This window comes from Cellulomonas sp. Leaf395 (genome assembly GCF_001424125.1).
Lineage (GTDB): Bacteria > Actinomycetota > Actinomycetes > Actinomycetales > Cellulomonadaceae > Cellulomonas.
Genome location: NZ_LMQI01000001.1, coordinates 134,959 through 154,453, shown reverse-complemented (window position 1 = coordinate 154,453; position 19,495 = coordinate 134,959). Strand labels below are relative to the sequence as shown.

Below are 19,495 nucleotides of genomic sequence, written 5' to 3'. Positions count from 1 at the left end.
GCTGCGCCCCGCACCGGAGGGGGCGGGGCGCGCAGGCGAGCGGGTCAGCTGAGACGGACCGAGAGGCTCGCCAGACGATCGACGATGCGGACGTCCGCATCCAGCCAGGGGACGTCGTGCCACTGGTGCGGCGCGAGCCACCGCAGCTCGTCGTGCTCGACGAGCGGCTCCGGCGTGCCCTCCACCACCTCCGCCAACCAGATCCGCATCACGTAGTCGTCGGACAGTCGCCACACACCGTCGTCCGGTCCGACGAGCTCGTCACCCAGGCCCACCCGGACACCGAGCTCCTCGCGGATCTCCCGGTGCAGGGCAGCCTCGGGCGACTCGTCACCTTCGAGCTTGCCGCCGGGGAACTCCCACCGGCCCGCCAGACGCGCCGGGACAGCCCGGCGGGCAGCCAGCAGCTCGCGAGGGTCGTCGAGGTCGTCGACGATGGCGGCGGCCACGACGAGTACAGGTGTGGTCATGCGGTGAGTCTGCCAGGCCCGCGTGCAAAGGACGGGGGGCTGAGGGGACGGCCCACTTTCTGGAGCCGTCGGACCGCGCTCAGCGGATGCCGTGCTCGACGGCCCAGGCGACTGCCTCGGCGCGAGTGGAGGCACCGATCTTGCGGTACACGCTCCGGACCTGCGACTTCACGGTGTTACGGGTGACGAAGAGCCGCGTCGCGATCTCCTCGAGAGTGACGTCCTCGGCGAGCTCCGCCAGCACGACCCGCTCGCGGCGCGTCAATGCGTCGTTCGCAAGTCCGACGGTCCTGCTCGTCTCCAACATGCTCATGATGTCCTCCGGTGTGCTGCGTGATCCGGGGGGTCCGGGTCACGCTTTGGGCTGCGTACCGGATGAGAGAGCACTGGTCGTGAGCCATGACGCCACTTCCAGCGATCTCCTCATGCGCGGGTTCCCCCCGCCACTCGCCGATCCCGCTTGCCACCCACAATGAACCCCGGTTGCCCCGGTTGATACGTCGAACGTGTGACCAGTGCCGAGTTTTCACCCGGAAGGCTGACCTCCCCGTGTGGCGCAGACCACACGGGGACAACGACGGCGTCGACGCGGAGGTTCAACCGGCGTTCTGTGAGGTGTACTCAGCGGCAGTGAGCAGCGGACCGGTCGACGACACGTCGACCTTCAGCAGCCAGCCCTGTCCGTACGGGTCTGAGTTGACCACCGAGGGATCCTCGACGGCAGCCTGATTGATCTCGACGACCGTGCCGGACACCGGGGAGTACAGCTCGGAGACCGACTTGGTCGACTCGATCTCGCCGACGACGGCGCCGGCGACGACCTCCTCACCGACGGCGGGGAGCTCGAGATAGACGATGTCGCCGAGCGCGTCAGCCGCGATCCCGGTGATGCCGACGGTCGCGGGGGCGCCGTCATCCAGCCATTCGTGCTCGACCGTGTAGTGAAGGTGGGAGGGCAGCTCCGTCATGTGTGAGGCTCCTGTCAACTTTTCTTCTAGGGCTTGGTTTACCGGGGTCGGCGGTAGAAGGGAAGGGGTACGACCCGGACGGGTTCATTGCGTCCGCGCACGTCAACGGCGAGCTCCGTGCCGGGGGCGCTGACTTCCGGCGTCACGTAGGCCATCGCGACGGGGTGCCCGAGCGTCGGCGAGGGTGCACCGGACGTCACGGTGCCGACCGTGGGAGCGTCCGCGGCGGTGGAGAACCGCACCGGGTAGCCGTGCCGGGCGGCCCGTCGGCCGAGGCCTTCGAGCCCCACCAGGACGCGGGCCGGCTCCGACTGGGACCTGCCCTCCAGCGCGGCACGTCCGACGAACGGGAGCGGGTTGCCCTCGTCGTCGACCTTGTCCAGCTTCACCACGCGGCCCAGGCCGGCGTCGTGCGGGGTGGTCCTGCGGTCCAGCTCGTTGCCGTACAGCGGCATGCCGGCCTCGAGCCGCAGGCTGTCGCGCGCGGACAGACCGGCGGGCACCAGCCCGAACGGCTGGCCGGCCGCGAGGAACGCCCGCCACAGGGCGGGGGCGAGCGCGGCGTCGAGGAAGAACTCGAAGCCGTCCTCTCCCGTGTAGCCGGTGCGGGCGACGAAGACCGGGTTGCCCTCGAAGGTCATCGGGATCGCTGCGTAGTACTTCAGCGTCCCGGCGTCGTGGCCGGCCTCGGCGAGCCCCTCGGTGGCTCGCAGGATCTCGAGCGCCCGCGGTCCCTGCACGGCGATGAGGGCCGTCTGCGGGGAACGGTCCTCGACGGCGACATCGAACCCAGCGGTCCGCTCGGCGAACGCGGCCAGCACGGTGTCGTGGTTGGAGGCGTTGGCGACGACGAGGAACGTGTCGTCGGCGTCGCGGTACACGATCAGGTCGTCGATGACGCCGCCGTCCTCGGCGCAGATCATCGTGTAGCGCGCACCCAGCACACGCAGGCCGGAGATGTTGCCGACGAGGGCGTAGTCGAGGAACCGGCCGGCGTCCGGACCTGTCACCCCGATCTCGCCCATGTGCGACAGGTCGAACAGGCCTGCGGCCGTGCGGACCGCGGTGTGCTCGGCGATGTCCGAGGTGTAGCGCAGGGGCATCTGCCAGCCGGCGAATGACGTGAGAGCTGCGCCCAGGGCGACGTGCTCGTCGTGCAACGGGCTGAGTGTGTCGCTCATGGTGGTCCCTCTCACTCGGCGTACGACTCGATGGGCGGGCAGGAGCAGACCAGGTTGCGGTCGCCGTGCGCCCCGTCGATCCGGCGGACCGGCGGCCAGTACTTCCCCTCACGGAGCGCGGCCACGGGGAACGCGGCGAGCTCGCGCGGGTACGCCTGCTGCCAGGTGTCGGTGCTCACCGAGGCCGCGGTGTGCGGCGCGTTCCGCAGCGGGGAGTCTGCGACGGCCCAGCGGCCGGCTTCCACGGCGTCGATCTCGCCGCGGATGGCGACCAACGCGTCGACGAACCGGTCCAGCTCGGCCAGGTCCTCGCTCTCGGTCGGCTCCACCATGAGCGTGCCGGCCACCGGGAAGGACAGTGTCGGCGCGTGGAAGCCGTAGTCCATGAGGCGCTTGGCGACGTCCTCCGCGGTCACCCCGGTCTCCTTGGTGATGTCCCGCAGGTCGAGGATGCACTCGTGCGCGACCAGGCCGTTCGGACCCGTGTAGAGGACGGGGTAGTGGCCGGACAGGCGCGTGGCCAGGTAGTTCGCCGCGAGGACGGCGGTCTCCGTGGCGGTCTTCAGTCCGTCCGGACCCATCAGCGCGACGTACGCCCAGGAGATCGGGAGGATGCCCGCCGAGCCCCAGGGCGCAGCGCTGACCGGAGCGGTTCCCGCGCGTGCGGCCGTCGGCGTCGGGTCGCCCGGCAGGAAGGGCGCGAGGTGCTCGGCCACCGCGACCGGTCCGACGCCCGGGCCACCGCCGCCGTGCGGGATGCAGAACGTCTTGTGCAGGTTCAGGTGGCTGACGTCGCCGCCCAGCTCGCCCGGACGGGCCAGGCCGACCAGCGCGTTGAGGTTGGCGCCGTCGATGTACACCTGGCCGCCCGCCTCGTGTACGAGTTCGCAGACCGTGCGCACGCCCTCTTCGTAGACGCCGTGCGTCGACGGGTAGGTGATCATGATCGCGGCCACCTCGGACCCGTGCTTCGCCAGCTTGGTGCGCAGGTCGTCAAGGTCGATCGAGCCGTCGGACGCCGTCGCGACCACCACGACGCGCATGCCCGCGAGCGCCGCCGACGCCGCGTTGGTGCCGTGCGCGGAGGCGGGGATCAGGCAGACGTCGCGCTTCTCGCCCCGCGACGCGTGGTACCCGTGGATGGCGAGCAGCCCGGCGAGCTCGCCCTGGCTCCCCGCGTTCGGCTGCACCGACACCGCGGCGTACCCGGTGATCTCCGCCAGCCAGTCCTGCAGCTCCGTGACCAGCTCGGCGTAGCCGAGAGTCTGGTCGGTGGGGGCGTAGGGGTGGATCGTGGCGAACTCCGGCCAGGAGATCGGCTCCATCTCCGCCGTCGCGTTGAGCTTCATGGTGCACGAGCCCAGCGGGATCATCGTGCGGTCGAGGGCCAGGTCCTTGTCCGAGAGACGCCGCAGGTAGCGCAGCATCGCGGTCTCGGACCGGTGCAGGTGGAAGACCGGGTGCGTCAGGTAGGCGCTGGTGCGACGGAGGTCAGTCGGCAGCGCGTCGCCGGAGCCGAGGCCGACGAACCCGAAGGCGTAGGTGCCGTCGTCGTCGGCGTCGAGGGTGGTGACGCCCACCGCCGCGAACGCCAGGACGATGCGCAGCAGGTGGTCGGCGCTCGTGCGCTCGTCGCACGCGATCTGCACGTGGTCGTCGTCGGGCGCCCACAGGTTCACGCCGGCGGCCGCCGCCTGGGCGACGACCTCGCGGGCCTTGCCAGGGACGACCGTGCGGATCGTGTCGAAGAAGGTGTCGTGCTCGACCGTGACGCCGACACCGGTGAGCAGCTCGGCGAGGCCGGCCGCATGCGCGTGCACCCGCTCAGCGATCGCCCGCAGGCCGTCCGGCCCGTGGTAGACCGCGTACATCGACGCGACGATGGCCAGGAGAGCCTGCGCGGTGCAGATGTTGCTCGTCGCCTTCTCGCGGCGGATGTGCTGCTCACGCGTCTGCAGCGCGAGGCGGTAGGCGCGTGCGCCATCGGCGTCGATGGACACGCCCACCAGACGGCCGGGGAGCATCCGCTCGAGCCCGGTGCGCACGGCCATGAACGCGGCGTGGGGTCCGCCGCCGAACAGCGGCACGCCGAAGCGCTGGGCAGAGCCGACGGACACGTCGGCACCGAGCTCGCCGGGGGAGGTGAGCAGCGTGAGAGCCAGCAGGTCCGCGGCGACCGTGACGAGCCCGCCACGCTCCTTGGTCTGCGCGATGACGTCTCGCAGGTCACGGACGCGTCCGGATGCGCCGACCTGCTGCACGACCAGGCCGATGAGGTCGCCGTCGATCTCGGGCAGCCCGTCGGTGAGGTCCGCGACGACGACCGGCAGGCCGATGGCCTCCGCGCGGCCGAGCGTGACGGCCAGCGACTGACCGAACAGGTCGGCGTCGAGCACCACCGTGCCGGCCTTGCCGCGGGCCGCGCGCCACATGAGGGCGACGGCCTCGGCGACCGCGGTGGCCTCGTCGAGAAGCGACGCGTTCGCTACGTCCAGACCCGTGAGGTCGGTGACCATCGTCTGGAAGTTGAGCAGCGCCTCGAGCCGGCCCTGCGCGATCTCGGGCTGGTACGGCGTGTAGGCGGTGTACCAAGCCGGCGACTCGAGCACGTTGCGACGGATGACCGCCGGCGTGATCGTGTCCGAGTAGCCCTGCCCGATCATCTGCGTCATGACCTGGTTGCGGCCCGCGATGGTGCGCAGCGCTGCCAGCACCTCCTCCTCGGAACGTGCGGCCGGCAGGTCCAGGGGACGGTCGGTGCGGATGCTCGCGGGGACCGCTGCGTCGACCAGCTCGTCCAGGGAGTGATAGCCGACGACCGACAGCATGTGCGCGGTCTCGCCGCCACGCGGCCCGATGTGACGGTCCGCGAACACCTCGGCAGGCGGGGTGTGCTCGACGCTGGTGAACGGCACGGCGTCGGACAGCGTGTCCACGTGGATGGCAGGGACGCCGTTCACGACGGCGTCGTGCAACTGGCTCAGATCGGTCACGGGCTGCTCCGCTGGGGTCGTCCGGACGTGCCGGGACGGTGGGTGGGCTCCCCGCTCTGTCATTACGCGGTTGGGTACGCGCGACCTGAGAGTTTTGCCGGTCCGCCTGTCGGGGCGCGCCGGCTTGCACCGTCGGTGGGACCAACTCCTCTCAGGAGTCGGTCCGCTTTCCAGAGTTGCCTCGCCGTGGCGGTACAGGGGCCTGAGAGATTCCCGGGGAGGGTTGCTCCTTCGGCGCCCCGCACGTCGTGCGGGAGCTCTCCCGCCACAGTTCGAGCAGCGTGTGAAGTTGTGGGCCAGGCTTGTGGGGCCAGCGTACCCGCCGCTGTCCAGGGAGCAGGCCGCCCGGCCGCCGCCCGCGCAGCGTGCGTAGATTGGCCGGGTGCCTACGTCCCCGCCTCCTCTGGCTGCGGTTGTCGTCGTGTCCGACAGGTCCGCTGCCGGCCAGCGCGAGGACCGCTCCGGTCCGGTGGCCGCCGGGCGGCTGGCTGCCGCAGGTTTCACGGTCGCCGACGTGGTGGTGGTCCCCGACGGCGAGCTCTCGGTGGAGACCGCGCTGCGCAGGGTCCTCCGCGCCGGCGCACGGTTCGTCGTGACGTCCGGGGGTACGGGTGTCGGTCCCCGCGACCGGACGCCCGAGGGCACGCGCCCGGTGATCGACAGGCACCTGGACGGGATCCCGGAGCTGCTCCGTCGCGAGGGTGCGAGGACGGTGCCGACGGCCACTTTGTCCCGCGGGCTCGCCGGCGTGACCGAGGACGGAGCGCTCGTGGTCAACCTTCCCGGCTCGCCAGGTGGCGTGGCCGACGGCCTTGACGTCCTCCTCCCGCTCGTGCCGCACGTGCTCGACCAGGTGGCGGGCGGGGACCACCGATGATCGCGCGCGTCGTCGAACAGCCTCTCGACCTGCAGTTTCACGTGGAACACGTCAGTGATCCGCGGGCCGGGGCGGTCGCGACGTTCGTCGGGCTGGTGCGCGATCACGACCCGTCGGTCGAGGGGCGGGTGGTGGGCCTGGAGTACTCGGCGCACCCGACCGCGCAGGACGTGCTGGAACGCATCGCCTCGGCTGCGGCTGCGTCGGAGGACGTCATCGGCGTCGCGGTGAGCCACCGCATCGGGCACCTGGGCGTCGGGGAGGCCGCGATCGTGGCCGCCGTGTCCACCGCGCACCGTGCCGAGGCGTTCGACGTGTGCCGCGCGCTCGTCGAGACGGTCAAGGCCGAGCTGCCGGTATGGAAGCGTGAGGTCCTCGAGGACGGTTCGCACGTATGGGTGGGTCTGTGATGAGTGAGCAGCTGGTCGACCGGTTCGGGCGCGTGCACCGCGACCTGCGGATCTCGCTGACCGACCGGTGCTCCCTGCGCTGCACCTACTGCATGCCCGCGGAGGGCGTCCCGTGGCTCGCGCGCTCGACGATGCTCAGCACCGAGGAGATCGTGCACGTCGCGCGCGTCGGCGTCTCGATGGGCATCACCGAGATCCGGCTCACCGGCGGTGAGCCGCTGCTGCGCGTCGACATCGTGGACGTCGTCCGTCGGCTCACCGCTCTCACCGGCCCGGCCGGCTGCCCCGAGGTGTCCCTGACGACGAACGCGCTGCGGCTGCCCGGGCTGGCCTCCGACCTCAAGGACGCCGGGCTGTCCCGCGTGAACATCAGCCTGGACACCCTGGACCGCGCGAAGTTCCTGGAGCTGACCCGCCGCGACAAGCTGGTGGAGACGCTCGCCGGGATCGCCGCCGCCGACGCCGCCGGGCTGCACCCCGTGAAGATCAACGCGGTGGCCATGCGCGGGGTGAACGATGACGAGGTGGTCGCGCTGACGCGGTTCGCCATCGACCGTGGCTACCAGATGCGGTTCATCGAGCAGATGCCTCTCGATGCCGGGCACACGTGGGACCGCGCGGAGATGGTGACCCAGGCGGAGATCCTGGAACGGCTGCGTGCGGCGTTCCGGCTCGGGGAGGTACCCGGCCGCGGGGCCGCGCCCGCCGAGCTGTGGACCGTCGACGGCGGCCCCGGGACCGTCGGCGTCATCGCGTCGGTCACCGCGCCCTTCTGCGGCGCGTGCGACCGGCTCCGCCTCACCGCCGACGGCCAGCTGCGCGCGTGCCTGTTCTCGCAGACGGAGACGAACGTGCGGGACCTCCTGCGCGGAGAGTCCGCCGTCCCGGACGCTGCGGCGATCGGGATCGGACCCGGGCAGGCCGTGCGGATCGGCACGTCAGCGCCCGAACGGCCCGCGCCCGTCGCGACCGACGTCGACGGCGCCCTGGCCGACGCGTACCGCCGGTGCCTGGCGGGCAAGAAGGCGGGGCACGACATCGACGACCCGAGCTTCCTGCAGCCCGACCGCCCGATGAGCGCGATCGGCGGCTGACTCAACCGCCGGCGAACGGCGGGAGCACGTCCAGGATGGCCCCGGCCAGGACGACGTCGTCGCCTTCCACGCGGGTGCCGTCCGCCAGCAGGGCGCACCGGCCGAGCACGCGGTCCAGCGCGACGCCGTGCGCGGCGACCATCGCGTCGCGGACCTGCGCGGCCGAGCCGGCGGGCAGCTGCTCCGAGTCGACCCCGGCCGCCTCCGCGGCGGCGGCGAAGTAGCGGACCGTGATCACTGCTCGGCGGTCCACGCGGCGGCGCGCGTCTCGAGCCAGGCGAGGACGTCGGACGGGTTGGAGCTCGCTGCGGCCAGACCCGCGACGAACATGGTCACCGGGACGGCGGGGCGGGCCACCTGGTGCGCGACGTCGGCCGACACCTGCAGCAGTCGCTCGATGTCGACGAGCTCGCGCTCGACGCCGAGCGCGGCCGTGATCTGGTCGATCCATTCCGGCAGGTCTGCGCCCGGGGCGCGGCGGGGGTCGTCGGTCATGGGTCGATCCTGTCACTGAGCCTCGCGTCGAGGCGCTCGATGTCGGCCCAGGTATCGGCATCCGCGGTCGCGTCCTCGTCGTCGACGACGTCCGTCAGCCGCAGGCCCTCGACGAGCCGGTGCATCGCGGCGCCGTGCACGGACGGGAGCCCGTCGAGCGCCGTGCGCAGGGGCGTGCGCCGGTAGACGGCGACCAGGTGCTGCGGCCGACCTTCGGCGCCGACCATGCGGGCGCCGTCCGCGAGGGCGCCCCCGGACGCGGCGGCGAGAAGCGCGGGCACCACCCGCCCGGCGCCAGGGACGTCGCACGCGAGGACGACCACCAGGTCCGGGCCGTCGGCCGGCAGCGCGTCGAGCCCCGCCGCCACACCGGCGACGGGTCCGCCGTCCGGCGGGTCTTCCAGCACCGTCGCGATCCCGGGACGGGCCACCTGCGGCGGGCCGACGACGACCACGTGGGCCGCGGCGGCGACCGCTGCGAGCGCGTGGTCCAGCAGCGCGATGCCGCCGACCTCGACGTCGGGCTTGCTCGCGCCACCCAGCCGACGGGCGCGCCCGCCGGCGAGCACGATCGCGTCGTAGGCCGGCCGGGGCACGGCGCCACCGGGTTCGACGACGACGGCGTCCGGGCTACCCGCCGCGGCCTCGCCAGGTGTCGTCATCCGGTCCGCCGCCAGTCGCCCGAGCGGCCGCCGGACTTCGCCTCCAGCTGCACGTCGGCGATGCGGACGGACTTGTCGAGGCCCTTGACCATGTCGACGACCGCGAGCGCGGCGACCGAGACGGCGGTGAGGGCCTCCATCTCGACGCCGGTGCGGTCGGCGGTCCGGACCGTGGCCGTGATGGTCACGCCGTCGTCGACGATCTCGAGGTCGACGACCACGCCGTGCACGCCGATGACGTGCGCCAGCGGCAGGAGCTCGGGGGTGCGCTTGGCGGCGGCGATCCCGGCGATGCGGGCGACCGCCAGGACGTCACCCTTCGGGACGGCACCGTCGCGCAGCGCCGCGACCACGGAAGGCCCGCACAGGACGCGCCCGCTGGCGGTGGCGGCGCGGACGGTCGGCTGCTTGGCGGTCACGTCGACCATGCGGGCGTGCCCGGCGGCGTCGAGGTGCGTGAACTGCTCGCTCATGGGCTCACTCTCAGGACGGTGACGTGGTCGCCGGCGGCGACGTGGTCGATCTCGGCGGGGATGACGGCGAGCCCCTCGGCCAGGGCCAGGCGTGCGACGAGATGCGAGCCGGAGCCGCGCGCGGTCGCCCGGACCACGCGGTCGGGGCCCACCCAGCGCACCGGCATGAGCTGCGCGCGGCCGGGCGGCGTTGTCCAGCCCTCGTCGGCGACGGCGAGCACGGTCGGGCGCTCGACGTCGCGAAGCCCCCGCATCCGCAGGATCGCCGGGCGGACGAACATCTCGAACGACGCGAACGAGCTCACCGGGTTGCCCGGCAGCGTGTAGATCGGGGTGCCGCCGGGGAGCCGGCCCAGGCCCTGCGGCTTGCCGGGCTGGACCGCGACGGCGACGAACTCGACGTCCGGCTGGTCGAGGAGCGCGGCCTTGACCACGTCGTACGCGCCGACGCTGACGCCGCCGGAGGTGACGATCGCGTCCACGTCGAGGCCAGTCAGCAGCTCGCGCAGCGCGTCCACGTCGTCGGGGACCGGGCCGATGCGCACGGCCACGCCGCCGGCCTCGCGGACGGCGGCGGCGAGCAGCCAGGAGTTGGAGTCGGGGATCTGGCCGCGGCGCAACGGCGACCCGGGCGGCACCAGCTCGTCGCCGGTGGAGACGACCGCGACGCGTGGCCGGCGGTGGACCCGGACGTGTGCGTGGCCGAGCGAGGCGACCGCGGCGATCGCGGCGGGTCCTAGCAGCGTGCCTGCCGCGACGACGACGTCGCCCGGTACGGCGTCCTCGCCTGCGCGCCGGATGTGCGTGCCCGCCGCGGGCGCGTCCCGGACCAGGACGGTTACCGTCCCGGCGTCGGTCAGCTCGACGGGGACGATCGTGTCCGCACCGGCGGGCAGCGGTGCCCCGGTCATGATCCGGGCGGCCGTGCCGTCGGCCACGACGGGCTCGTCGGCGGAACCGGCCGGGAGGTCCGCGACCACCCGCAGCGTCACGGGCAGCGCGGCGACGTCGGCGTGCCGGACCGCGTAGCCGTCCATCGCCGAGTTGTCCCAACGCGGCAGAGGCCCGTCCGTGCGCAGGTCGTCGGCCAGGACCAGCCCGTCGGCGTCGTCCAGCGGCACCTCGACGGCGGGCAGCGGCGCGGCGAGCGCGAGAGCCGCCGCGCGGTGGTCGGTCAGCGAGCGCACGTCAGCGCGCGTCCATCCAGGCCAGGATCCCGCCGTCGACGTTCGACGCGTCGAAGCCGGCCCCGCGCAGGATCTTCGCCGCGGTCAGCGAGCGCGCACCCACCTGGCAGTGCACGAGGATCTCCTGGTCGCGCGGCAGGTTCGCTAGCGCGGAGCCGTCGAACACCGAGCCCAGCGGCACGAGCACCGCGCCGGGGATGGACGCCTGGGCGTACTCGGCGGGCTCGCGGACATCGATGAGCAGGAAGTCGTCGGTGCCTTCCTGGCGGGCTGCCAGCCGGCTGACCAGGTCGGTGGCGCTGACGACGGGGACGTCGGACATGGGAGGGGCCTCCAGGCTCGGGGTGGGGATGGGGCGGCCGACGAGGGGGACCTCGGTCCACCGGCCGCGCAGGGCGTCGACGACGAGCACGCGGCCGAGCAGCGGCTCGCCCGTGCCGGTGAGGAGCTTGACCACCTCGGTGGCCATCACGGAGCCGATCTGCCCGCAGAGCGCGCCGAGCACGCCGGCCTCGGCGCAGGACGGGACCTCGTCGTCGCGCGGGGGCGTGGGGAACAGGTCGCGCAGCTGCACGCCGGCGCGGCCCCAGAAGACGGTGGTCTGCGCGTCGAACCGCAGCACCGACCCCCAGACCTCGGGCATACCCAGTCGGACGCACGCGTCGTTGACGAGGTAGCGGGTGGGGAAGTTGTCGGTCCCGTCGACGACGACGTCGTAGCCGCGCAGGATCTGGTCGACGTTCCCGCTGGTCAGACGCGTGCGATGGACCACCACGTGGATGTCCGGGTCGAGGGCCTCGACCGCGTCGCGCGCGCTGTCGACCTTCGCGCGGCCCACGTCGGCGGTCCCGTGGATCACCTGGCGCTGCAGGTTGCTGACGTCGACCACGTCGTCGTCGACGATCCCGATCGTCCCGACGCCGGCCGCCGCGAGGTACTGCAGCACAGGCGCCCCGAGACCACCCGCCCCGACGACGAGCACCCGCGCGTTGCGCAGCCGGCGCTGACCATCGACGCCGATCTCCGCGAGCAGCAGGTGCCTCGACCCGCGCTCGACCTGCGCAGGGGTCAACGGGGATCCCGGCGGGACCAACGCGGGGAGGGGCACAAGATCCAACCTACGTGACCACGTCCCGGGTCAGAGCGTCCGTTGCCAGGCGACGATCCGGTCCACCGCCTCGCGGACCACGTCGACCGAGGACGCGAACGACAGACGCACCCAGCTCGCGCCGTCGACCGGGTCGAAGTCGGTGCCGGGCGTCAGCGCGACGCCGGCCTCGTCGAGCAGCCGCGCGCACCAGGTGATCGAGTCCAGGCCGCTCGCGGAGATGTCCCCGTACAGGTAGAACGCGCCGTCGGCCGGGGCGACGCGCGACCAGCCGAGCTCCGGGAGCCGTGCCAGCAGATGGTCCCGTGCCACGGCGTAGCGCTCGACGTTCTGCCGGGCGGCCGCGTACCCGTCGGGGCTGAAGGCCGCGACCCCGGCGTGCTGGGCGAGCGCCGGCGGGCACAGCGCCACGTTGCCCGCGAGCGCGTCGACGACCGACACCAGGTCGTCCGGGAGCACCAGCCAGCCGAGCCGCCAGCCGGTCATCGCCCAGTACTTGGAGAACGAGTTGACGACGACGGCGCCGCTGTCGAGGTAGTGGGCGGCGGTCGCCGTCTCCTCCGAGCCGTAGGTGATCCCGTGGTAGATCTCGTCGCTGATCAACCGGACACCGTGCGTCCCGCACCAGGCCGCGAGCGCCGCCAGCTCGTCGGGGTCGATCATCGTGCCGGTCGGGTTGGCCGGGCTGGCGACCACCAGGCCTTCCACCGGCGGGTCGAGCGCCTCGAGCTGCGCGACGGTCGGTTGGTACCGGGTCTCCGGGCCGCAGGGGACGATCACGACCTCGCACCCGAGCGCGGCGAGGATGTTCGCGTAGGCGGGGTAGCCGGGGACCGCGAGCGCCACCCTGTCGCCCACGTCGAACGCGGCGAGGAAGGCGAGGACGAACCCGCCGGAGGAGCCGGTGGTGACGGCGATCCGACGGGCGTCGAGGGACACGTCGTACTGGTCCCGGTAGTGCTGCGCGATCGCCGACCGCAGCGCCGGGGCGCCGAGGGCCTCGGTGTAGCCCAGGTCCCCCGACGTGAGCAGGTCGATCGCCCGCTGCCGCACGACTTCCGACGCGCCCGTCGACGGCTCGCCCGCGCAGAGGTTGAGGATGTTCTCGCCCGCGGCCTTCCGGGCGTTCGCGGCGGCGAGGATCTCCATCACGGCGAACGGCGGGACGTGGGCGCGGTTGGCAACCTTCATGGGCCCATCGTGGCGCACGAGCACCTCGCGCCGGGCCGCCCGGTCTAGCCTTCGACGTGTGATCGTCGACTGCGCGCTCTACTCCGACGGCCGGCGCCGCCACCACCTCGACGACCTCCGGGTCGCCCTGCGCGAGGCCGAGAAGGAGGACGGGTTCGTCTGGATCGGACTCGTCGAGCCGACGGCGGACGAGTTCGACGCGATCGCGGAAGGCTTCGAGCTGCCGCAGCTCGCCATCGAGGACGCGATCCGCGCGCACCAGCGGCCCAAGCTCGAGCAGTACGGCGGTGTGACGTTCGCGGTGGTCAAGCCTGTGCACTACGTGGACCACGTCGAGGTGGTGGAGGTCAGCGAGCTGGCCATCTTCCTGGGCGACCGGTTCGTCATCGTCGTCCGCCACGGCGACACGACGATCCCCGCGCAGGTGCGCGCCGGCCTCGAGGCGGACCGCGACATGCTGCTGCACGGACCGCCGGCGGTGCTGCACGGGATCCTTGACCGGGCCGTCGACCAGTACCTCGAGGTGACAGCGGCGATCGACGAGGACCTCGACGAGATCGAGGACCAGGTGTTCGGCGACGCCGGTCACGATCACGCCGAGCGCATCTACAAGCTCAAGCGCGAGGTCCAGCAGTTCCGTCGCGCCGTCGTGCCGCTGGTGGGTCCGCTGACCCGGCTCGCCGAGGAGCAGGTGGCCTGCATCCCCACCTACGCACGCCCGTACTTCCGCGACGTCCAGGACCACGCGCTGCGCGCCGCGGAGCTGATCGAGGCGGCCGACGCGCTGCTCACCAACGTCCTGCAGGCCGACCTGGCTCAGGTCACCGTCGAGCAGAACCGCGTGACGGTCCAGCAGAACGCCGACATGCGCAAGATCTCGGCGTGGGCGGCGATCGCGCTGGTGCCCACCGCGATCGCGGGGCTCTACGGCATGAACTTCGACTACCTGCCGGCCATGCACTCGCCGTTCGGCTTCTGGGTCGTGCTGGCCGGGATCGGCGTGGTCTGCTTCGGCCTCCACCGCGCGTTCCGGCACAACCGCTGGCTCTAGCCGGCCAGGGCCCCCTCGATGACCTCGACGATCTCCGGGGCGTCCGGCTCGGTGGTCGGCCGGAACCGGTGCACGGACCCGTCGGGCGTGACGACGAACTTCTCGAAGTTCCAGATGACCCGGCCGGCCTTGCCGGACGCGTCCGGCGTCTTGGTGAGCTCCGCGTACAGCGGGTGCTGCGACCGGCCGTTGACCTTGGTCTTCTCGAACATCGGGAACGTCACGCCCCAGGTCGTCGAGCAGTACTCAGCGATGGCCTCCTCGGAGCCGAGCTCCTGCAGGAACTGGTTGCTCGGGAAGCCGAGGACCGTGAACCCGCGGTCGCCGTAGGTCTTCTGCAGGTCCTCGAGCTTCGCGTACTGCGGCGCCAGGCCGCACCGGGAGGCGACGTTGACGACGAGCTTCACCTTGTCCGCGTACTCGCCGAACGTCGTGTCGTCGCCGTGCAGGGTCGTCAGCGGGATCTCGTTGAGGGACATGCCTCGGTCAACCATGACGCGTGACCTGCGCATTCCCCAGATCGTTGCGCACGTGCTCCACGATGCCGTCGGCAGCGGCCTCGATCTGCGCGAGGCAGACCTCGAAGTCCCGCGGACCGCCGTACCAGGGGTCGGCGACGTCGAGATCCCCGGACGCGTCCGGGTCGAAGGACCGGAACAGCACCGGATCCAGGCCTCGCAGCGCGCGGGCGTGGGCGTTCGTCATCGCCAGGACCAGGTCGCGCTGGTCGTCGGGGCGGACCTGTCGTGCCCGGTGGCCGTCGCCGGTGGGGTAGCCGCGGGCGACCAGGACGGAGCGCGCGCGACGGTCGACCGGGTTGCCGCGCTCCTCGTCGCTGATGCCCGTGGAGTCGACGACCACCTGGTCGGCCAGGCCTGCGGCGGCGAACCGTTCCCGGAGCACGATCTCGGCCATCGGGGAGCGGCATATGTTGCCCGTGCAGACGACCATGACGGAGTAGGGGTTGGACACCCCGCCATGATCGCCTGCCGCGGTCACCTTCGCAGACCGGGCTTGCTGTCCGTGAACACCTTCGACGCGTCGCCCAGCCGCAGGAGCACCGTCTCGCCGGTGGCGTCCTTGAGCCCGTCGTTGTCGGTCACCGCGTAGACCTGACCGTCCCCGCCGATGGTGAGGCCCTCGAGCTTTTCCTGCGTCCACCCGTTCGTGGCCCGCAGGTCGGTGACGAGGTCGCGGACCAGCGTCTTGGTCAGCGTGCCGACCGTGCCCTGCGCCGGGTCCGTGGTCGGGATCTGGACCGAGTAGACGGCCTTGACCTTGGCGTCCGGGCCGTTGAGCTTGTCGCGTTCGATCACGGCGAGCGTGTCGCGGTCGACGACGGTGATCTCCGACAGCCCGATCCAGTCGCCCGCCGTCGTCGTGGTGCCCAGCGGGTAGCCGAACCAGGCCCACGCTCCGGTCGCGACGTCGTAGCGGCCGATCCGGGCGTGGGTCTCCTCGCCGGCCAGCCCACGCTGCAGCGCGACCCAGACGTGCTCGCCCTCCCCGTCCTCGCTCGCAGCGACACCCTCGATGCCCCACTTGCTCAGGCGGGCGGAGACGTCCGCGGGCAGCGGCACGGTCTGCTGCACCGCCCCGCTCGCGTCCGTGCGGACCAGCGCGTTGGCGGCGCCCGTGGCCCCCTCGGAGCCGATCCAGAACCCGCCGTGACGACGGGCGGATACCCCTTCGATGTCCAGCGACGCCGGCGTGCCCCCCTGCGTCACGACGACGTCGCGGTCGATGACGGCCGGCGTGCGGGACACGTCGAGCCGCAGTAGATGTGCGGTGCTGTACGCCGCGTCGGTCGCCGTCCACAGGTGCTTCCTGTCGGTCGGGTCCGCGCTCAGCGCGCCGAGCGCACCCCAGCCGATCGGGTTGCCCGCGGCGTCGTCGGCCGAGACCACGCTCGGGAACTGCGGCGTCCCGGCCTCCTTGGCGTACGCGTTGCCGCGCCCGAAGACGGTCACCGACGAGCGGACCAGGGCGGCGGCGTCGTCGGTCTCGCTGGAGACGAGCAGCAGGTCGCGCGACGGCACCGGCAGGATGCCCTCCGGGCCGTTGGTCGTGGCGAGCACCTGGACGAACCGCGGGTGCGCCGCGTCGTCCACGTCGTACACGGCGACGAGGTTCGACCGCTCGGAGCCGACGAACGCGTACCGCTGACCGCCGAGCGTCGCGACCGCGAGGCCCTCGATCTCGACGCCCTTCTTGCCCGCACGGGACTCGGAGTGCAAGCCGGTCCGCACGGCCAGCCGCTCCAGCTCTGCACCGGCGTCCCACACGACCGCACCGGTGGTGTCGAAGACGGTCCACCCGCGGGTGCCGCCCTTCCAGTCACCCTCGTTCGCGGTCGCCAGGTGAGTAGCGTCCAGCCAGGCGATGGCGTCGGGCTCACGCGGGGCCAGGGGGATGGCGCCGGTCTGGTTGATGATCCCGTCCTGCGCGGTGTCGATGCCGGTCACGGCGACGCTGCCTGCGCTGAAGACGCTCGTCACGGTTCCCGACGCGATGTCCACCAGAGCGACGCCGTTGTTCTCCTGGAGCGTCACGGCGACGGTGGTGCCGGTCGGGTTCACCGCGACGTACTCCGGCTCCGGGTCCTGCGGGGTGTCCAGGCCGGCGAGCGCGTCCGCGGTGAACGGCACCGCCCGGGTGGTCCAGGTCGCGGGGTCGGCGCCGGGTAGGTCGACCAGCTGCAGGAAGCCGCCGGGCAGCTGCGGCAGGTCGCCCTTCTTCGCGCCGGCCGGTGTCGCGTCCTCGTCCCGCTGGTTTTCGATGGCGATCGCGGCGTGCGACTTGTCCGGCGTGAGCGCGATGGAGTCCGGCTGGCCCCCGAGGTCGAGGGTGCGGACCAGCGCGTGCGTGGTCAGGTTGACCACCGCGAGCAGGCCGGACGGCGAGGTGAAGCTCTCCGAGGTGTCCACGACCACCAGCACGTAGCCGCCGACCACGGCGACCGACGTCGGCTCCGCGTGCGCGCCGACGCCGAGGTCCGCGGCCAGGTCCAGCGTGCCGAGGCCCTGCGGCTGCGCCGGGTCCGTGATGTCCACGAAGCCGATCCGGCCCGCGAGCGCGTCGGTGTGGATGAACGTCCGACCGTCCTCGCTCACCGCCGAGATCTCGGCGACGGTCGGGTCCGCCGCCGCGGTGCCCGCTGGGCGATTCAGGTACACCGGGTACGTGGCGAGCCGATGGAACGTCTCGTTCGGGCGGTCCGGCCGCGATGTGGGGCTCGCCGTCGATGCGGTCGCCCCCAGACCCGCACAGAGCACGGCGGTGCAGGTCAGCGCAGCGAGGGTGCGGCGGGCGTGCGGCATCGAGGTCCCCTTCGATCGGTGTGCACCGAGGATGACCAGGACGGATGTCCGAGTCCGGGCCGCCAGGTGAACATCGACCGGACACCAGGTGACGTTTGCCACTGCGGAAACACTTCACGCCTCCTGCTGGTTGTCCGGGGCATGCGAGCAATCACCTATTCCCGCTACGGCGGTTCCGACGTCCTCGAGCTCACCGAGCAGCCCACCCCGAAGGTCGGCCCCGACAGCGTGCTGGTCCGCGTTCGCGCCGCCTCGGTCAACCCCGTCGACTGGAAGGTCCGCGCCGGGTACCTCGACGCGATCATGGACGTGACGTTCCCGGTGGTGCCGGGCTGGGACGTGGCCGGCGTGGTCGAGCGGGTCGGTCTGGACACCCCGGAGCTGCAGGTCGGCGACGAGGTCTACGGGTACGTCCGTCGTGACTGGGTGCAGGGCGGCACGTTCGCCGAGCTCGTCGCGGCCCCTGTGCGCACGCTCGCGCGCAAGCCCACGTCGCTCTCCTTCGAGGAGGCCGCAGCCGTGCCGCTCGCCGGGCTGACGGCCTACCAGACGATCCTGCGCGCCGGCGTGACGGACGGGCAGACCGTCCTCGTGCAGGCCGCGGCCGGCGGGGTCGGCGCGTTCGCCGTCCAGATCGCCGGGTCGCTCGGCGCCCGCGTCATCGGCACCGCGTCGGCGCGCAACCACGAGTACCTGCGCGGTCTGGGCGCGGAACCCGTGGAGTACGGCGACGGCCTCGTCGACCGCGTGCGCGCGCTCGCGCCGGACGGCGTCGACGTCATCCTCGACTTCGGCGGCGACGACCTCGTCGCGACCTCGCGAGCACTGCTGGCAGACGGTGGCACCGTCGCGTCGACCGTCGACGCCGCCGCGCGCGACGAGCTGGGCGGCCACTACGTCTGGGTGCGCCCCGACACCGCCGACCTCGACGCCCTCACCGCCCTGCTCGATGCCGGAACGGTGGCGGTCGACGTCACCGAGGTCTTCGAGCTGGCAGACGCGGCGGCCGCCCACGAGGCGAGCCAGACGGGCCACGTCCGCGGCAAGGTCGTCGTCCGAGTCAGCTGACCGTCCGCACCCACGGCCCGCGTCCTGTCGAGAGGACGCGGGCCGTTCTGCTTGGCAAACGCGTAATACTCGAGATATATTCGAACCAGAACATTCGGGATCGAGGAGGGACCGTGGCAGCGCGCAGCCGCAGCAACCCGCTGGCCCTCGCCGTGCTGGCGCTGCTCTGGGAACGCCCGATGCACCCGTACGAGATGTCGATGACGCTGCGCGAGCGCCGCAAGGACGAGTCCGTGAAGCTCAACTTCGGCTCGCTGTACTCGGTGGTCGACTCGCTGGTGAAGCACGGGCTGATCGAGGCGGCGTCGACGGAGCGCGACGGCAACCGCCCCACGCGCACCGTCTACCGGATCACCGACTCCGGCGCGACCGAGGCCATCGACTGGCTCACCGACCTGGTCCGCACGCCGGCCAAGGAGTACCCGCAGTTCGAGGCCGCGCTGTCGTTCCTGCCGCTGCTGGGTCCCGACGACGTCGTCCGGCTGCTCCGGCTGCGCCAGGCGTCGCTCGAGCGGCAGGTCGCGGGTCTGGAGGCGTCCCTCGCCGACGCGAAGGCCCTGGGGCTCCCCGCGATCTTCTCGCTCGAGAGCGAGTACGAGTCCGCGATCGTCCGCGCCGAGCTCGCCTTCGTCACCACCCTGGTGACGAGCATCGCGGACGGTTCGTTCGAGGGCGTCGAGCTCTGGCGCGATCTGCACGCACGCGCCGCCGCCCATGGCCGTCTCGACCCTGAGGAGCTTGCGGAGGCGCTCGCGCCGTATCTGAGCCCACCGTAGGAAAGAAGGTCGGCCCAGGTGCTGGAACACCCGGGCCGACCACCACGAACCGACCGGGACCCGTGAGGGCACCTGCGCGATCCGCCGCACGAATCAGCATAGGTGGCAGCTCGGTCGGACCATCCGCCGTCCTGGCCGGAAGGAACGGACGGCACGACCGAGAAGGCGGCA

Annotated in this window: 21 protein-coding genes and 1 riboswitch; of the genes, 6 read left to right on the top strand and 15 right to left on the bottom strand. The window is 72.3% G+C overall.

From position 1 onward, the window contains the following. Positions 1 to 44 precede the first annotated feature (44 nt). The 5 genes from ASG23_RS00750 to gcvP all read right to left on the bottom strand — a co-directional run bounded on the left by ASG23_RS00750 (position 45) and on the right by gcvP (position 5,555). Positions 45 to 470 carry a (deoxy)nucleoside triphosphate pyrophosphohydrolase gene (locus tag ASG23_RS00750; RefSeq protein WP_056018728.1) on the bottom strand — a complete coding sequence of 142 codons (426 nt, stop codon included), beginning with the start codon at positions 468 to 470 and terminating at the stop codon, positions 45 to 47. 79 nt (positions 471 to 549) lie between these two features. Then, the gene (locus tag ASG23_RS00745) at positions 550 to 783 is read right to left on the bottom strand and encodes a helix-turn-helix domain-containing protein (RefSeq protein WP_056018726.1); all 234 of its coding nucleotides are present in this window, start codon (positions 781 to 783) and stop codon (positions 550 to 552) included. 283 nt (positions 784 to 1,066) lie between these two features. Next, positions 1,067 to 1,438 carry a glycine cleavage system protein GcvH gene (gcvH, locus tag ASG23_RS00740; RefSeq protein ID WP_056018723.1) on the bottom strand — a complete coding sequence of 124 codons (372 nt, stop codon included), beginning with the start codon at positions 1,436 to 1,438 and terminating at the stop codon, positions 1,067 to 1,069. A gap of 38 nt (positions 1,439 to 1,476) precedes the next feature. Then, a complete protein-coding gene (gene gcvT / locus ASG23_RS00735; RefSeq protein WP_056018721.1) occupies positions 1,477 to 2,619 on the bottom strand; it encodes a glycine cleavage system aminomethyltransferase GcvT in 1,143 nt (380 codons plus the stop codon). A gap of 11 nt (positions 2,620 to 2,630) precedes the next feature. Continuing rightward, positions 2,631 to 5,555 (bottom strand): aminomethyl-transferring glycine dehydrogenase, encoded by a 2,925-nt coding sequence (gene gcvP / locus ASG23_RS00730; RefSeq protein WP_442856803.1) that lies wholly within the window; start codon positions 5,553 to 5,555, stop codon positions 2,631 to 2,633. Positions 5,556 to 5,792: 237 nt separating this feature from the next. After that, a riboswitch (glycine riboswitch) is annotated at positions 5,793 to 5,887 on the bottom strand. 107 nt (positions 5,888 to 5,994) lie between these two features. Here gcvP and ASG23_RS00725 point away from each other — a divergent pair. Genes ASG23_RS00725 through moaA form a run of 3 tightly spaced genes read left to right on the top strand, consistent with a single transcriptional unit; the run spans position 5,995 to position 7,993 of the window. Further along, the gene (locus ASG23_RS00725; RefSeq protein ID WP_157465458.1) at positions 5,995 to 6,489 is read left to right on the top strand and encodes a MogA/MoaB family molybdenum cofactor biosynthesis protein; all 495 of its coding nucleotides are present in this window, start codon (positions 5,995 to 5,997) and stop codon (positions 6,487 to 6,489) included. Further along, positions 6,486 to 6,899 (top strand): molybdenum cofactor biosynthesis protein MoaE, encoded by a 414-nt coding sequence (locus tag ASG23_RS00720; protein ID WP_056018718.1) that lies wholly within the window; start codon positions 6,486 to 6,488, stop codon positions 6,897 to 6,899. Before ASG23_RS00725 ends, ASG23_RS00720 begins: the two co-directional genes overlap by 4 nt. Then, positions 6,899 to 7,993: a GTP 3',8-cyclase MoaA gene (gene moaA, locus ASG23_RS00715; protein WP_082515631.1), complete on the top strand. Its 1,095-nt coding sequence runs from the start codon at positions 6,899 to 6,901 to the stop codon at positions 7,991 to 7,993. Before ASG23_RS00720 ends, moaA begins: the two co-directional genes overlap by 1 nt. Before the next feature lies 1 nt (position 7,994). Here the strand turns inward: moaA and ASG23_RS00710 are convergent, their stop codons facing one another. Genes ASG23_RS00710 through ASG23_RS00680 form a run of 7 tightly spaced genes read right to left on the bottom strand, consistent with a single transcriptional unit; the run spans position 7,995 to position 13,109 of the window. Then, positions 7,995 to 8,231: a MoaD/ThiS family protein gene (locus tag ASG23_RS00710; RefSeq protein WP_056018712.1), complete on the bottom strand. Its 237-nt coding sequence runs from the start codon at positions 8,229 to 8,231 to the stop codon at positions 7,995 to 7,997. After that, complete coding sequence (locus ASG23_RS19725; RefSeq protein ID WP_056018709.1) at positions 8,228 to 8,488, bottom strand: DUF6457 domain-containing protein; 261 nt, start codon at positions 8,486 to 8,488, stop codon at positions 8,228 to 8,230. Before ASG23_RS19725 ends, ASG23_RS00710 begins: the two co-directional genes overlap by 4 nt. Next, on the bottom strand, positions 8,485 to 9,150 hold the full coding sequence (gene mobA / locus ASG23_RS00700) for a molybdenum cofactor guanylyltransferase (RefSeq protein ID WP_082515628.1): 666 nt from the start codon (positions 9,148 to 9,150) through the stop codon (positions 8,485 to 8,487). Before mobA ends, ASG23_RS19725 begins: the two co-directional genes overlap by 4 nt. Then, positions 9,147 to 9,623 (bottom strand): cyclic pyranopterin monophosphate synthase MoaC, encoded by a 477-nt coding sequence (moaC, locus tag ASG23_RS00695; RefSeq protein WP_056018706.1) that lies wholly within the window; start codon positions 9,621 to 9,623, stop codon positions 9,147 to 9,149. Before moaC ends, mobA begins: the two co-directional genes overlap by 4 nt. Then, positions 9,620 to 10,810, bottom strand: coding sequence for a molybdopterin molybdotransferase MoeA (locus tag ASG23_RS00690; RefSeq protein WP_056018705.1), 1,191 nt, complete (start codon positions 10,808 to 10,810; stop codon positions 9,620 to 9,622). The genes moaC and ASG23_RS00690 overlap by 4 nt, the downstream gene beginning before the upstream one ends. Position 10,811: 1 nt before the next feature. Then, positions 10,812 to 11,918 (bottom strand): molybdopterin-synthase adenylyltransferase MoeB, encoded by a 1,107-nt coding sequence (gene moeB, locus ASG23_RS00685; RefSeq protein WP_056018702.1) that lies wholly within the window; start codon positions 11,916 to 11,918, stop codon positions 10,812 to 10,814. A gap of 30 nt (positions 11,919 to 11,948) precedes the next feature. After that, positions 11,949 to 13,109, bottom strand: a complete 1,161-nt coding sequence (locus tag ASG23_RS00680) for a pyridoxal phosphate-dependent aminotransferase (protein ID WP_056018699.1) — start codon at positions 13,107 to 13,109, stop codon at positions 11,949 to 11,951. A gap of 58 nt (positions 13,110 to 13,167) precedes the next feature. On the opposite strand from ASG23_RS00680, the gene ASG23_RS00675 reads away from it, so the two are divergent. Beyond that, the gene (locus tag ASG23_RS00675) at positions 13,168 to 14,160 is read left to right on the top strand and encodes a magnesium and cobalt transport protein CorA (RefSeq protein ID WP_056018697.1); all 993 of its coding nucleotides are present in this window, start codon (positions 13,168 to 13,170) and stop codon (positions 14,158 to 14,160) included. On the opposite strand, the gene ASG23_RS00670 is transcribed toward ASG23_RS00675, so the two are convergent. The 3 genes from ASG23_RS00670 to ASG23_RS00660 are packed head-to-tail and all read right to left on the bottom strand — an operon-like array spanning position 14,157 to position 17,480. Then, a complete protein-coding gene (locus tag ASG23_RS00670; protein ID WP_056018693.1) occupies positions 14,157 to 14,639 on the bottom strand; it encodes a glutathione peroxidase in 483 nt (160 codons plus the stop codon). The genes ASG23_RS00675 and ASG23_RS00670 overlap by 4 nt on opposite strands. 7 nt (positions 14,640 to 14,646) lie before the next feature. Further along, positions 14,647 to 15,111 (bottom strand): low molecular weight protein-tyrosine-phosphatase, encoded by a 465-nt coding sequence (locus tag ASG23_RS00665; RefSeq protein WP_056020510.1) that lies wholly within the window; start codon positions 15,109 to 15,111, stop codon positions 14,647 to 14,649. 44 nt (positions 15,112 to 15,155) lie between these two features. Next, positions 15,156 to 17,480, bottom strand: coding sequence for an esterase-like activity of phytase family protein (locus tag ASG23_RS00660; RefSeq protein ID WP_056018691.1), 2,325 nt, complete (start codon positions 17,478 to 17,480; stop codon positions 15,156 to 15,158). A gap of 141 nt (positions 17,481 to 17,621) precedes the next feature. On the opposite strand from ASG23_RS00660, the gene ASG23_RS00655 reads away from it, so the two are divergent. Then, entirely contained in the window at positions 17,622 to 18,548 is a 927-nt protein-coding gene (locus ASG23_RS00655) for an NADP-dependent oxidoreductase (RefSeq protein WP_056018684.1), read from the top strand. A 113-nt stretch (positions 18,549 to 18,661) separates the two neighbouring features. Next, positions 18,662 to 19,324, top strand: coding sequence for a PadR family transcriptional regulator (locus tag ASG23_RS00650; protein WP_056018680.1), 663 nt, complete (start codon positions 18,662 to 18,664; stop codon positions 19,322 to 19,324). Positions 19,325 to 19,495: the final 171 nt, after the last annotated feature.

What these genes read in the sequence shown, in the direction of transcription:
- ASG23_RS00750 (WP_056018728.1), bottom strand. Translation starts at nt 470, where the DNA reads ATGACCACACCTGTACTCGTCGTGGCCGCCGCCATCGTCGACGACCTC.
- ASG23_RS00745 (WP_056018726.1), bottom strand. Translation starts at nt 783, where the DNA reads ATGAGCATGTTGGAGACGAGCAGGACCGTCGGACTTGCGAACGACGCA.
- gcvH (WP_056018723.1), bottom strand. Translation starts at nt 1,438, where the DNA reads ATGACGGAGCTGCCCTCCCACCTTCACTACACGGTCGAGCACGAATGG.
- gcvT (WP_056018721.1), bottom strand. Translation starts at nt 2,619, where the DNA reads ATGAGCGACACACTCAGCCCGTTGCACGACGAGCACGTCGCCCTGGGC.
- ASG23_RS00720 (WP_056018718.1), top strand. Translation starts at nt 6,486, where the DNA reads ATGATCGCGCGCGTCGTCGAACAGCCTCTCGACCTGCAGTTTCACGTG.
- moaA (WP_082515631.1), top strand. Translation starts at nt 6,899, where the DNA reads ATGAGTGAGCAGCTGGTCGACCGGTTCGGGCGCGTGCACCGCGACCTG.
- ASG23_RS19725 (WP_056018709.1), bottom strand. Translation starts at nt 8,488, where the DNA reads ATGACCGACGACCCCCGCCGCGCCCCGGGCGCAGACCTGCCGGAATGG.
- mobA (WP_082515628.1), bottom strand. Translation starts at nt 9,150, where the DNA reads ATGACGACACCTGGCGAGGCCGCGGCGGGTAGCCCGGACGCCGTCGTC.
- moaC (WP_056018706.1), bottom strand. Translation starts at nt 9,623, where the DNA reads ATGAGCGAGCAGTTCACGCACCTCGACGCCGCCGGGCACGCCCGCATG.
- ASG23_RS00680 (WP_056018699.1), bottom strand. Translation starts at nt 13,109, where the DNA reads ATGAAGGTTGCCAACCGCGCCCACGTCCCGCCGTTCGCCGTGATGGAG.
- ASG23_RS00670 (WP_056018693.1), bottom strand. Translation starts at nt 14,639, where the DNA reads ATGTCCCTCAACGAGATCCCGCTGACGACCCTGCACGGCGACGACACG.
- ASG23_RS00665 (WP_056020510.1), bottom strand. Translation starts at nt 15,111, where the DNA reads ATGGTCGTCTGCACGGGCAACATATGCCGCTCCCCGATGGCCGAGATC.
- ASG23_RS00660 (WP_056018691.1), bottom strand. Translation starts at nt 17,480, where the DNA reads ATGCCGCACGCCCGCCGCACCCTCGCTGCGCTGACCTGCACCGCCGTG.
- ASG23_RS00655 (WP_056018684.1), top strand. Translation starts at nt 17,622, where the DNA reads ATGCGAGCAATCACCTATTCCCGCTACGGCGGTTCCGACGTCCTCGAG.